The organism is Pantoea anthophila, from assembly GCF_026104315.1.
In the GTDB taxonomy this organism is placed as follows: Bacteria; Pseudomonadota; Gammaproteobacteria; order Enterobacterales; family Enterobacteriaceae; genus Pantoea; species Pantoea anthophila.
The window spans coordinates 2,987,580-3,000,100 of the sequence record NZ_CP110473.1 but is presented as its reverse complement, the minus strand read 5'-3'; the positions used below and the strand labels follow the sequence as shown (position 1 = coordinate 3,000,100).

The window sequence follows — 12,521 nt, the reverse complement described above, 5'->3', positions numbered from 1 at the left end:
CTAAGGGAACTGCCGTGTTAAACCGTTATCCTTTGTGGAAGTATGTGATGCTGGTCGTCGTGATTATCGTCGGCCTGCTCTATGCGCTTCCCAACCTCTATGGTGAGGATCCGGCCGTTCAAATCACTGGTGCGCGCGGAAGCGCCGCCAGTGAGCAGACGCTGGATCAGATTCAGTCCGCATTAAAACAGGACAATATCCAGAGCAAATCTGTTGCGCTGGAAAATGGTGCGATTACCGCGCGCTTCGCCAATACGGATGTGCAGTTACGCGCCCGTGAAGCGATCATGAAAGCACTGGGTGAAGACTACGTCGTGGCGCTGAACCTCGCGCCTGCCACGCCCCGCTGGCTGACCATGCTGTCAGCAGAACCGATGAAACTCGGTCTCGACCTGCGTGGCGGCGTGCACTTCCTGATGGAAGTGGACATGGACACCGCACTCAGCAAACTGCAGGAGCAGAATGCTGATACGCTGCGTAGCGACCTGCGCGCCAAAAATATCCCCTATACCAACGTCAATAAAATCGCGAACTACGGCGTGGAAATTCGTTTCCGTGACGCCGCCAGCCGCGATGCGGCGATTTCCTGGCTCTCTTCCCGTCATCAGGATCTGGTGATTAACAGCAGCGGCAGCGATGCGCTGCGTGCCACCATGAGCGATGCCCGTCTCAGCGAAGCGCGTGAATATGCGGTTCAGCAGAACATCACGATTCTGCGTAACCGTGTGAACCAGCTGGGCGTGGCGGAACCGCTGGTTCAGCGTCAGGGTTCCGATCGCATCGTGGTGGAACTGCCAGGGATTCAGGACACGGCGCGCGCCAAAGAGATTCTGGGTGCGACCGCAACCCTGGAATTCCGTCTGGTGAACACCACCGTAGATCCGAGCGCAGCCGCCAGTGGGCGTGTGCCGGGTGACTCCGAAGTCAAAAAGATGCGTGACGGCCAGCCGGTCGTACTCTACAAGCGGGTGATTCTGACCGGTGACCACATCACCGACTCGACCTCCAGCATGGATGAGTACAACCAGCCTCAGGTGAATATTTCACTGGATGGCGCAGGCGGAAACATCATGTCGAACTTCACCAAGGACAACATCGGTAAACCGATGGCGACCCTGTTTGTGGAGTACAAAGACAGCGGTAAGAAAGATGCCAATGGCCGTTCCATTCTGGTGAAGCAGGAAGAGGTGATTAACGTCGCCAATATCCAGTCTCGCCTGGGGAACAGCTTCCGCATTACCGGTATCAACAATCCGAACGAAGCGCGTCAGCTGTCGCTGCTGCTGCGTGCCGGTGCGTTGATTGCGCCAATCCAGATTGTGGAAGAGCGCACTATCGGACCGACCATGGGTCAGCAAAACATTACTCAGGGTCTGGAAGCCTGCCTCTGGGGTCTGCTCGCGTCGATCCTGTTCATGGTGGTGTTCTACAAGAAGTTTGGTCTGATTGCGACCAGTGCGCTGCTGGTAAACCTGGTGCTGATTGTCGGCATCATGTCCCTGCTGCCGGGCGCGACCCTGACCATGCCGGGTATTGCCGGTATCGTGTTAACCCTGGCGGTGGCAGTTGATGCCAACGTACTGATTAACGAACGTATTAAAGAAGAGCTGCGCAACGGGCGCTCGGTTCAGCAGGCAATCCATGAGGGCTACAAAGGCGCCTTCTCCAGTATTGTTGATGCGAACGTGACCACCCTGATCAAAGTGATCATTCTTTACGCGGTCGGCACCGGTTCGATCAAAGGCTTTGCGATTACCACCGCTATCGGTATCGCGACCTCAATGTTCACCGCGATTATCGGTACCCGTGCCATTGTTAACCTGGTTTACGGTGGCAAACGCATCAACAAGCTGTCTATCTGAGGAGTGCGTTGTGGCACAGGAATATAACATTGAGCAGTTGAACCACGGGCGTAAAGTCGTCGACTTTATGCGCTGGGATACGCTGGCCTTCATCATTTCGGGACTGCTGATCGTCGCTGCGATTGCGATCGTGGGCGTGCGCGGTTTTAACTGGGGCCTCGATTTCACCGGCGGTACCGTGATTGAGATTGCGCTGGAAAAACCTGCCGACCTCGACACGCTGCGCAGCGATCTGGTGAAAGCGGGCTTTGACGAGCCGCTGGTGCAGAACTTTGGCAGCAGCCGTGACGTCATGGTGCGTATGGCACCGGTTACCGGTCCGGCAGGCACCGAAATAGGCAATAAAGTGGTGTCGGTGATTAACCAGACCACCCAGCAGAACGCGACCGTTAAGCGCATTGAGTTCGTAGGCCCGAGCGTGGGCAGCGACCTGGCGCAGGCGGGGGCGATGGCGCTGTTGTCTGCACTGATTGCGATTCTGATCTATATCGGTTTCCGCTTTGAGTGGCGTCTGGCACTGGGCACCGTGCTGGCGCTGGCGCATGACGTCATCATCACCTGCGGTCTGCTGGCGCTGTTCCGTATTGAAATCGACCTGACGATTGTTGCCTCACTGATGTCAGTGATTGGCTACTCGCTTAACGATAAAATCGTGGTCTCTGACCGTATTCGTGAAAACTTCCGCAAGATCCGTCGCGGCAGCGCTTACGATATTACCAACGTGTCCCTGACCCAGACCTTAAGCCGTACGCTGATTACCTCGCTGACCACACTGGCGATGATCCTCATCCTCTTCATCTTTGGTGGTGCGCTGCTGAAAGGCTTCTCACTGACCATGCTGATTGGTGTGACGATCGGTACGATTTCATCCATTTATGTCTCTTCGGCGCTGGCGCTGAAGCTGGGCATGAAGCGTGAACATATGCTGGTGCAGAAGGTTGAGAAAGAGGGCGCAGATCAGCCTTCTATCCTGCCGTAATCGCATGACAGAAATGAAAACGGGCAGCCCTGGGGCTGCCCGTTTTTTTGCGCCGGCCGTCAGGGTAATGCCGGTGCAGCAGGTGGGGTCTGGGTCGGCACGTTACCGGTCACGTTATGCACGCGGACGTAGCCGATCTGCTCCGGTGTCAGACCGCTGAGGCGCAGCGGAACGGTGACCGAATGCTGCGGCAGCAGGGAGGCAGGCACGGTGATGGTCTGACTCAGCGTGTCATTGCCGAGCGGCTTGCCGCTGGCGGGATCGAGCTCACCCCAGATCACCGTGGCGTTCAGCGCAGGCAACGGCTGTTCATCCATCGAACGCACCGTGAGGGTTGCCCGCGAGCCGCTCGCTTCAGCCGTGACGGGCGACAGCGTCAGCCGCAGCGTACCGAGCCGGGTCTGCAACGCCACGGGCGTATTGGCCTGTGGCAGCAGCCATGCTCCCTGCTGCGACTGGCTGTTCAGCTGTCCCTGAATCTCCAGCGCACTGGCTTGCGAGGTCAGGTGCTGCATCTGCTGATTAAGCTGATTCACTTCCTGATGCAGCTCTCTGACCTGCGGTGTGCTGGCGGTGCTGCTGCACCCGCTCAGCGTCACCAGAGAGAGCGCCACCGGAACCCAAACCATCCTGTTCATAAGTTATCCTTGTCCGTTATTTCGGAATGCGTAACACCTGACCAGGGTAGATCTTATCAGGGTGCGACAGCATCGGTTTATTCGCTTCGAAAATCTTATTGTACTCATTGGCGTTGCCATAGACCTGTTTCGAGATGGCGCTCAGCGTATCGCCTTTTTTCACCGTGTAGAGTTCGGACTCCGCTGCGCTGTCGGTGACGGTAACCTTGTCTTCCACTTTGGTAATGCCCGCGACGTTGCCCGCTGCGATCAGAATCTTCTCTTTCAACTCTTGAGAGAGGCCATCGCCGGTCACCGTGACGGTATCGCCATTCACTTTGACATCAACCTTGTCGCTGTCGGGTAATCCGAGTTTGTTGATGTGCTCCTGCAGCTTTTTATTCTGGTCATCACCGCCATGCACGGCATCCCACAATTTTTCACCCGCTTCTTTCACAAAGTTAAACAGACCCATACAACCTCCAGTGTGTTAGTGGAAAATTTCAATTGCAGCCCTTAAAGCGTAGTCCCTTTTGCTGCAGACGAAATTTAGCATCGTTTATCCTGAGAGGTGAATCCTCTGAAAGGCACGAAGAGATTTTGTTGATTCGCAGTTCGCGCTACACTGTCTGACCCATCACTCTCGCGTCAGGAAACGTCATGCATTGCCCATTCTGCTCCGCTGTGGACACCAAAGTGATTGATTCTCGTCTGGTTAGTGAAGGCTCTTCGGTGCGCCGCCGCCGCCAGTGTCTGATGTGCCATGAGCGCTTTACCACCTTTGAGGTGGCAGAACTGGTGATGCCTCGCGTGGTGAAAAGCAATGACGTGCGCGAACCCTTCAATGAAGACAAAATGGCCAGCGGGATGATGAAGGCGCTGGAAAAGCGTCCGGTCAGCGCTGACGCGGTGGAAAGCGCCGTGAACCATATCAAAACCCAGCTGCGTGCCACGGGTGAACGGGAGATCCCCAGTAAGCTGATTGGCAACCTGGTGATGGATGAGCTGAAAAAACTCGATAAGGTGGCCTACATCCGCTTCGCCTCGGTTTACCGCAGCTTTGAAGATATCCGGGATTTTGGCGAAGAGATCGCCCGTTTACAGGATTAAAGTATGGATGAACGCTATATGGCGCGCGCGCTGGAGCTGGCGCGACGCGGCCGTTTTACCACCATGCCCAACCCCAACGTCGGCTGCGTTATCGTACGCGATGGTGAGGTCGTGGGGGAGGGGTGGCACCAGCGCGCCGGAGAACCCCATGCGGAAGTCCACGCGCTGCGTATGGCAGGCGAAAAAGCGCGCGGTGCTACCGCCTATGTGACGCTGGAGCCGTGCAGTCATCATGGCCGTACGCCTCCCTGCTGTGATGCCCTGATCGCCGCCGGCGTGAAGCGGGTCGTGGCCGCGATGCAGGACCCGAATCCACAGGTCGCCGGTCGCGGGCTGCACCGCCTGCAGCAGGCGGGCATTGAGGTCAGCCACGGTCTGATGATGCCGGAAGCGGAGGCACTCAATCGCGGCTTCCTCAAGCGGATGCGCACCGGGTTTCCCTGGATTCAGCTTAAACTGGGCGCGTCGCTGGATGGCCGGACCGCCATGGCCAGCGGCGAAAGTCAGTGGATTACCTCTGCGGCTGCGCGTCGTGATGTGCAGCGTCTGCGGGCGCAAAGTGCGGCTATCCTGAGCAGCAGCGCAACCGTGCTGGCGGACGATCCCTCCCTGACGGTGCGCTGGTCCGAACTCAGTGCGGACACCCAGGCGCTGCTGGATGAGCAGCAGCTGCGTCAGCCGGTGCGGGTGATTATCGACAGCCAGAATCGCGTTACGTCCGGGCATCGCCTGATTACGCAGCCGGGAGAAACCTGGCTGATGCGCCATCAGCCGGATCAGCAGAGCTGGCCCGCAGGCGTAACGCAAATTGCCGTTCCGCAGCGCGAGCATCAGCTGGATCTGGTGGCGATGATGATGCTGCTGGGCCAGCGCCAGATCAACAGCGTCTGGGTTGAAGCGGGCGCAACGCTGGCGGGTGCGCTGCTGCAGGCGGGACTGGCTGATGAGCTGATCGTCTACGTGGCACCTAAGCTGTTAGGTGATGAAGGCCGCGGCCTGTGTCACTTGCCCGGACTCAGTCAGCTGGCTGATGCGCCTGCCTTTCGTTTCAGCGATGTCCGTCAGGTCGGAGACGATTTACGCCTGACCCTGACGCCGCAATAACACGGGCGGAAAAGCGAGAGCACGCCGCCGAAGAGTATGATAGAATCCGCCCCCCTGCGCGGGGCTAAATAAACCCCTGAAAGGATAAGTATGAAAGTTATCGAAGCTGCTGTTGCAACGCCTGAGGCCAGTGTTGCCATCGTTATCGCGCGTTTTAACAACTTCATTAATGACAGCCTGCTGGAGGGTGCAATTGATGCCCTGAAACGTATCGGCCAGGTCAAAGATGACAATATCACCGTAGTCTGGGTTCCCGGCGCCTACGAACTGCCTCTGGCAGCTCGCGCGCTGGCTAACGCCGGCAAATATGATGCGATTATCGCCCTCGGCACCGTGATTCGTGGTGGCACTGCCCACTTCGAATATGTGGCGGGTGAAGCCAGCTCCGGTATCGCCAGCGTCGCCATTAACAGCGACATTCCTGTCGCGTTTGGCGTACTGACAACCGAAAGCATCGAGCAGGCCATTGAACGTGCCGGTACCAAAGCCGGTAACAAAGGTGCGGAAGCCGCACTGACCGCGCTCGAAATGATCAACGTATTGAAAGCCATTAAAGCCTGATTTTTGTAAGGGGAATTTTGTGAAACCTGCTGCTCGTCGTCGCGCCCGTGAGTGCGCTGTTCAGGCGCTTTACTCCTGGCAGTTGTCGAATAACGACATTGCCGATGTGGAATACCAGTTTCTGGCGGAACAGGACGTCAAAGACGTCGACATTACCTATTTCCGCGAACTGCTGTCCGGTGTGGCGACCAACAGTGCGTATCTGGATGGACTGATGAAGCCCTACCTGTCGCGTCAGCTTGAAGAGCTGGGCCAGGTAGAAAAAGCGATCCTGCGCATCTCACTGTATGAGCTGAGCAAACGTGATGATGTGCCCTATAAAGTGGCCATCAACGAAGGGATTGAGCTGGCGAAAGTCTTCGGCGCTGAAGACAGTCATAAATTTGTTAACGGCGTGCTGGATAAAGCCGGTCCACAGATTCGACCCCATCGCAAATAAACAAAAAGGCCGGCTTGCCGGCCTTTTTTCATAGAGGGTTAAGCGGAACGTAATTATGTCTTGTGGTGAATTTGAACTCATCGCACGCTACTTCAACCGCAGAACACGCAGCCGCCGTGATGTCGAACTCGGCATCGGTGACGATTGTGCGTTACTGAGCGTGCCGGAAAAACAGACGCTGGCGATCAGCACCGATACCCTGGTTGCCGGTGTGCACTTCTTACGGGATATCCATCCCGCCGATCTTGGCTACAAAGCCCTGGCTGTTAATCTCAGCGACCTCGCCGCTATGGGCGCCGATCCCGCGTGGCTGACGCTGGCCCTGACGCTGCCGCAGGTCGATGAGAGCTGGCTGTCGGCGTTCAGTGAGAGCCTGTTTGAGCTGCTGGAGTATTATGATATGCAGCTGGTGGGCGGTGACACCACGCGCGGCCCGCTGAGCCTGACGCTGGCGATTCACGGTCTGGTGCCGCAGGGCCGGGCCCTGAAACGCTCCGGCGCGAAGCCGGGTGACTGGATCTACGTGACCGGCACGCTGGGTGACAGCGCGGCGGGGCTGGCGCTTCTGCAGCATCACTGCCGCATCAGCGATCCGGCGGTGCATGAGGCGCTGATCAAACGCCATCTGCGCCCCATGCCGCGCATTCTGCAGGGACAGGCCCTGCGTGCGCTGGCCTCCTCTGCGGTAGACCTCTCTGACGGCCTGATTTCCGATCTCGGTCACGTGCTGAAAGCCAGCGGCTGTGGCGCACGGCTTAATCTTGATGCTCTGCCGCTTTCTGGCGCGCTGCGTGACCATTTCGACCCTGAGCAGGTTCTGCGTTGGGCGCTGAGTGGGGGAGAGGATTATGAGCTCTGCTTCACCGTGCCGGAGGTGAATCGCGGCGCGCTGGATGTGGCGCTGGGTCATCTGGGCGTGCCCTACACCTGCATCGGTCAGATAGCACCGGAGTCGGAAGGCTTAACGCTGCTGGATAATGGCAAGCCCGCCACCTTCCGCCATAAAGGATTTGATCACTTTGATACGAAATAACGATGTGGCCAAAGGCCGCCTGCGGATGAGCAATCCCTGGCATCTGCTGGCGACCGGTTTTGGCAGCGGGTTAAGCCCGGTGGTGCCTGGCACCATGGGATCGCTGGCGGCGATCCCGTTCTGGTGGCTGATGACGTTTCTGCCGCAGGACCTCTATTCGCTGGTCGTGCTGGTCGGCATCTGCGTCGGCGTTTACCTCTGTCATCGCACCGCCAAAGATATGGGCGTTCACGATCATGGCAGTATTGTCTGGGATGAGTTTATCGGCATGTGGATTACGCTGATGGCGATTCCGGTCAACAGCTGGCAGTGGGTGCTCGGGGGATTTGTGCTGTTCCGTATTCTGGATATGTGGAAACCCTGGCCGATTCGCTGGTTTGATCGCAACGTGCACGGTGGCATGGGCATTATGGTCGATGACATCATTGCCGGGGTCATTTCGGCTGCCATGCTGTATGGCATCGGGGTCTGGCTGGCGGGCTGATCCGCTCACCCGCGATAAGATGACGCCCTTGCCGGGCGTCATCTGACAGCATTATTCGAATCCCACCGCCTGATGCGGCTGATAGACCTCTTCCAGCAGGGTAATCTCGTCGTCACTCAGTGTGACATCCACCGCCTTCACCAGATCCGCAAACTGCTCAGCACGCGACGCGCCGATGATTGGCGCCGTGACGGCAGGTTTGCTCAGCAGCCAGGCCAGGGCGACCTGTGCCCGCGTCACGCCTTTGCTCTCCGCCACCTGTGCCAGACGCTGCGCAATGGCGGCATCATTCTCTTCGGTGGTGGCATAGAGCTTCGCCATGACCTGATCAGAGGTGGAGCGAGCGGTGTTTTCACCCCAGGGGCGGGTCAGCTTACCGCGCGCCAGCGGGCTCCAGGGCAGCACGGCGATCTGCTCTTTCTGACAGAGCGGATGCATTTCACGCTCCTCTTCACGCTGAATCAGGTTGTACTGATCCTGCATGCTGACAAAGCGATGCCAGCCCTGTTGCGACTGCATCTGTAACGCCTGTGCAAACTGGCTGGCGTGCATGGATGAAGCCCCGATGTAGCGCGCTTTGCCCGACTGTACGACATCATGCAGCGCTTCCAGCGTCTCTTCCAGCGGCGTCTCGTAATCCCAGCGGTGAATCTGCAGCAGATCGACATACTCCATGCCGAGGCGCTGCAGGCTGTCATCAATGGATTGCAGGATATTTTTGCGCGACAGACCCTGTGAGAGGTTGCTCAGGGGGAAATAGACTTTGGTGGCGACCACAATCTCTTCACGGCGCGCAAAATCTTTCAGCGCCCGTCCCAGGATCTCTTCACTGCTGCCGTCCGAATAGCTGTTGGCCGTGTCGAAGAAGTTGATCCCTGCGTTCAGCGCCTGCTGGATCAGCGGACGGCTGCTCGCTTCAGGCAGCGTCCAGGCGTGGTTGCCGCGCGTCGGCTCGCCATAGGTCATGCAGCCCAGACAGAGGCGCGAAACCTGAAGGTCGGTGGTTCCCAGTTGAATCAGTTTCATGGTGGAGGCTCCTGCGAAAGTGCAAAGGTTTCAGCATAGCAGGGCGTTGCGCTCCCCGGAGGGAGCGCAGAGAGGAGAGGTTACTGCGCCAGCCAGCGGGTGATCTGCTGCTGGATACCTTCGGCGTCCAGCAGGTAGTCATGGCGCACTTCTTCCTGTGTGCCCTGCGGGATAAATTCATCGGGCAGGCCGATATTGAGAACCGGCACAGCCAGGCGTTTCGCCATGACGAACTCATTGACGCCGCTGCCTGCACCGCCCTTGATTGCGCCTTCTTCCAGCGTAATCAGTGACGTGTGGGTGGCGGCCAGTTCGGCAATCAGCGCCTCATCCAGCGGCTTCACAAAGCGCATATCGACCAGGGTCGCATTCAGCGCTTCCGCCGCAGCGGCCGCTTCCGGCAGCAGCGTACCGAAGTTCAGAATCGCCAGTTCTTCACCCTGACGTTTCACCACGGCTTTGCCCAGCGGCAGGCTCTGTAGCGGTGCCAGTGGGGTGCCAACGCCGGTGCCGCGCGGATAACGCACGGCGCTCGGCCCGTCCTGATAGTGATAGCCGGTGTAGAGCATCTGACGGCACTCATTTTCGTCGCTGGGGGTCATGATCACCATCTCCGGCACACAGCGCAGATAGGCGAGATCAAATGCGCCCTGGTGAGTCTGACCGTCCGCGCCAACAATACCACCGCGATCGATAGCAAACAGGACCGGCAGTTTCTGGATAGCGACGTCATGGATCAGCTGATCGTAGGCGCGCTGCAGGAAGGTGGAATAGATGGCCACAATCGGCTTATAACCGCCAATCGCCATACCGGCGGCGAAGGTCACCGCGTGCTGCTCGGCGATCGCCACATCAAAATATTGCTGCGGGAACTCACGAGAGAAGGCCACCATGCCGGAGCCTTCACGCATCGCCGGGGTAATTGCCATCAGCTTCGGATCGTCGGCGGCCATTTCGCACAGCCAGTTGCCGAAGATTTTAGAGTAGCTCGGCAGACCTTCGGCACTTTTCGGCAGTTCGCCGATGGCCGGATCGAATTTAGGGACGGCGTGCCAGGCAATCGGATCTTCCTCTGCCGGGGCGTAGCCTTTACCTTTCTTCGTCATGATATGCAGGAACTGCGGCCCTTTCAGGTTGCGCATGTTACTCAGCGTATTGACCAGCGTCAGGACATCGTGGCCATCAACCGGACCGATGTAGTTGAAGCCTAACTCTTCAAACAGCGTTCCCGGCACCACCATGCCTTTGAGGTGCTCTTCCGTACGCTTAACCAGCTCTTTAATCGGGGGCAGGTTAGTCAGTACGCGCTTACTGCCTTCACGCAGTCGCGCGTAGGTTTTACCTGACAGGATCTGCGCCAGACGGTTATTCAGCGCGCCGACGTTTTCGGAGATCGACATCTCATTGTCATTGAGGATCACCAGCATGTCCGGTTTGATATCACCGGCATGGTTCATCGCTTCAAACGCCATGCCTGCGGTGATAGCCCCATCGCCGATAATACAGGCGGTGCGACGACCCTGACCTTCGCGTTCTGCCGCCGCGGCCATGCCCAGACCGGCACTGATGGAGGTCGACGAGTGACCGACGCTCAGCACGTCATATTCACTTTCGCCGCGCCACGGGAACGGATGCACGCCGTTTTTCTGACGGATGGTGCCGATGCGATCGCGGCGACCGGTCAGAATTTTATGCGGATAAGCCTGATGACCGACATCCCACACCAGATGATCAAAAGGGGTGTTGTAGACATAATGCAGCGCGACAGTCAGTTCGACGACGCCCAGACCCGATGCAAAATGGCCGCTGGAGCGGCTCACGCTGTCTAACAGATACTGACGCAGTTCATCACACAGTGCAGGCAGCTTCTCTTTCGGCAGGGCACGCAGCTCCTGAACCGTGTTTGCCAGCGCCAGTGTCGGGTATTTAGCAATATCAAAACTCATCAGAGACTCATTATGGAAGTTATTTGTCGCGTTCAATTATGAAGCTCGCCAGCGCCTGCAGTGCTGTGGTGTTATAGGAGTGCGCAGCGAGCAATTCCAGAGCATCAAGGGCTTCCTGATACAAATCCCGCGCTTTGGCACGGGCATTTTCTAAGCCTAACAGTGAAGGATAGGTGCTTTTGCCCAGTTGCTGATCGGCACCCTGACGTTTTCCGATAACGGCGGTGTCACCCACCACGTCCAGGATATCGTCCTGCACCTGAAACGCGAGACCGATAGCCTCAGCATAGCGGTCGAGCAGCGGCAGGGCTTCACGGCCCGCATCGCCTGCGGTAAAAGCACCTAAGCGGACGGCTGAGCGGATCAGCGCGCCCGTTTTGTGGCGATGGATCTGCTCCAGCTGATTGAGATCCACCGATTTACCCTCTGCCGCCAGATCAAGCGCCTGACCGCCACACATGCCGGCCACGCCACTGGCGTTTGCCAGTTCAGAGATCATCCGCAGCCGGTACTCCGCGCTGACACCCGGCATGGCTGCGTCAGTCAGAATTGAGAAGGCCAGCGTCTGCAGGGCATCGCCTGCCAGTATCGCCGTATCTTCGCCATATTTAATGTGACAGGTCGGCTGCCCGCGACGCAGTGCATCGTCATCCATCGCAGGGAGATCGTCATGAATCAGAGAGTACGCATGAATGCATTCAACCGCGGCGGCGGGCGCATCCAGACTCGCCGGGTCGGCGCGGAGCATCTCACCGGTCGCGTAGACCAGAAAAGGGCGCAGGCGTTTACCACCCAATAATGCCCCATAATGCATGGCATTAACCAGAGGAGAACTCTGAAAAGGAAGTGGCGCTATAAAACGCGTCAGCGCGGCGTTGACCTGCTGCTGATACGCGTCGAGTAATCGGACAAAATCCATTAGTCATTTTCCGGCGTGAAAGCAGTGAGGTCGGCGTTTTTATCATCGTTCAGCAGAATACGGACACGCTGTTCAGCCTGCTGCAGCGTCTGCTGGCCTGTCCGCGCCAGCTGCACGCCGCGCTCAAACTCGTTCAGGGCTTCTTCCAGCGGCAGTTCACCACTTTCCAGACGGCTGACAATCTGCTCCAGCTGCTGCAATGACGTTTCGAAGCTGGCTGGCTGTTCGGCTTTTTTCGGCATATTTCGTGTCGACTCACGGTTGGGACATTATCTCGCAATCGGTCATGGTAGCTGAGACCCTATGATTAGCAAAATAATCAATGCGGCAGCTGATGAAGAAGCAGTCACCTGACAAAGGTGATATACTCCCGCGCCTCGGATGCGGTTGCGCCTTGCAGCCCGCAATTTTGTGATTTTACCAGCTAAGTGCTGCCTCTTT

The 12,521-nt window shown here is 57.7% G+C and carries 14 protein-coding genes; 8 read left to right on the top strand and 6 right to left on the bottom strand.

Annotated elements, in window-relative coordinates:
* Nucleotides 1-14: 14 nt before the first annotated feature.
* Nucleotides 15-1,862 (top strand): protein translocase subunit SecD, encoded by a 1,848-nt coding sequence (gene secD, locus OJ965_RS16585; protein ID WP_009091758.1) that lies wholly within the window; start codon nucleotides 15-17, stop codon nucleotides 1,860-1,862.
* A gap of 10 nt (nucleotides 1,863-1,872) precedes the next feature.
* On the top strand, nucleotides 1,873-2,841 hold the full coding sequence (gene secF / locus OJ965_RS16580) for a protein translocase subunit SecF (RefSeq protein ID WP_009091756.1): 969 nt from the start codon (nucleotides 1,873-1,875) through the stop codon (nucleotides 2,839-2,841).
* A 59-nt stretch (nucleotides 2,842-2,900) separates the two neighbouring features.
* Here the strand turns inward: secF and OJ965_RS16575 are convergent, their stop codons facing one another.
* Nucleotides 2,901-3,479, bottom strand: a complete 579-nt coding sequence (locus OJ965_RS16575; RefSeq protein WP_140028167.1) for a SadB/YajI family lipoprotein — start codon at nucleotides 3,477-3,479, stop codon at nucleotides 2,901-2,903.
* Nucleotides 3,480-3,495: 16 nt separating this feature from the next.
* A complete protein-coding gene (gene lysM, locus OJ965_RS16570) occupies nucleotides 3,496-3,933 on the bottom strand; it encodes a peptidoglycan-binding protein LysM (protein WP_009091752.1) in 438 nt (145 codons plus the stop codon).
* A gap of 185 nt (nucleotides 3,934-4,118) precedes the next feature.
* Between lysM and nrdR the strand changes: the two genes are divergently transcribed.
* The 6 genes from nrdR (at nucleotide 4,119) to pgpA (ending at nucleotide 8,189) form a co-directional block, all read left to right on the top strand.
* The gene (nrdR, locus tag OJ965_RS16565) at nucleotides 4,119-4,568 is read left to right on the top strand and encodes a transcriptional regulator NrdR (protein WP_009091750.1); all 450 of its coding nucleotides are present in this window, start codon (nucleotides 4,119-4,121) and stop codon (nucleotides 4,566-4,568) included.
* A 3-nt stretch (nucleotides 4,569-4,571) separates the two neighbouring features.
* Nucleotides 4,572-5,672, top strand: a complete 1,101-nt coding sequence (gene ribD / locus OJ965_RS16560) for a bifunctional diaminohydroxyphosphoribosylaminopyrimidine deaminase/5-amino-6-(5-phosphoribosylamino)uracil reductase RibD (protein WP_058956372.1) — start codon at nucleotides 4,572-4,574, stop codon at nucleotides 5,670-5,672.
* 90 nt (nucleotides 5,673-5,762) lie between these two features.
* Nucleotides 5,763-6,233, top strand: a complete 471-nt coding sequence (gene ribH / locus OJ965_RS16555; protein WP_009091746.1) for a 6,7-dimethyl-8-ribityllumazine synthase — start codon at nucleotides 5,763-5,765, stop codon at nucleotides 6,231-6,233.
* Nucleotides 6,234-6,252: 19 nt separating this feature from the next.
* Nucleotides 6,253-6,672 (top strand): transcription antitermination factor NusB, encoded by a 420-nt coding sequence (gene nusB, locus OJ965_RS16550; RefSeq protein WP_009091744.1) that lies wholly within the window; start codon nucleotides 6,253-6,255, stop codon nucleotides 6,670-6,672.
* Between the two features lie 55 nt (nucleotides 6,673-6,727).
* Complete coding sequence (gene thiL, locus OJ965_RS16545) at nucleotides 6,728-7,705, top strand: thiamine-phosphate kinase (RefSeq protein WP_046101351.1); 978 nt, start codon at nucleotides 6,728-6,730, stop codon at nucleotides 7,703-7,705.
* Nucleotides 7,650-8,189: a phosphatidylglycerophosphatase A gene (gene pgpA / locus OJ965_RS16540; protein WP_072052699.1), complete on the top strand. Its 540-nt coding sequence runs from the start codon at nucleotides 7,650-7,652 to the stop codon at nucleotides 8,187-8,189. The genes thiL and pgpA overlap by 56 nt, the downstream gene beginning before the upstream one ends.
* 51 nt (nucleotides 8,190-8,240) lie before the next feature.
* On the opposite strand, the gene OJ965_RS16535 is transcribed toward pgpA, so the two are convergent.
* From OJ965_RS16535 to xseB, 4 genes are all read right to left on the bottom strand, one after another.
* The gene (locus tag OJ965_RS16535) at nucleotides 8,241-9,215 is read right to left on the bottom strand and encodes an aldo/keto reductase (RefSeq protein WP_009091739.1); all 975 of its coding nucleotides are present in this window, start codon (nucleotides 9,213-9,215) and stop codon (nucleotides 8,241-8,243) included.
* A gap of 80 nt (nucleotides 9,216-9,295) precedes the next feature.
* Nucleotides 9,296-11,161, bottom strand: coding sequence for a 1-deoxy-D-xylulose-5-phosphate synthase (gene dxs / locus OJ965_RS16530; protein ID WP_265137159.1), 1,866 nt, complete (start codon nucleotides 11,159-11,161; stop codon nucleotides 9,296-9,298).
* A 19-nt stretch (nucleotides 11,162-11,180) separates the two neighbouring features.
* Nucleotides 11,181-12,080, bottom strand: a complete 900-nt coding sequence (gene ispA, locus OJ965_RS16525; RefSeq protein WP_058956369.1) for a (2E,6E)-farnesyl diphosphate synthase — start codon at nucleotides 12,078-12,080, stop codon at nucleotides 11,181-11,183.
* The gene (gene xseB, locus OJ965_RS16520; protein ID WP_009091735.1) at nucleotides 12,080-12,322 is read right to left on the bottom strand and encodes an exodeoxyribonuclease VII small subunit; all 243 of its coding nucleotides are present in this window, start codon (nucleotides 12,320-12,322) and stop codon (nucleotides 12,080-12,082) included. The genes ispA and xseB overlap by 1 nt, the downstream gene beginning before the upstream one ends.
* Nucleotides 12,323-12,521: the final 199 nt, after the last annotated feature.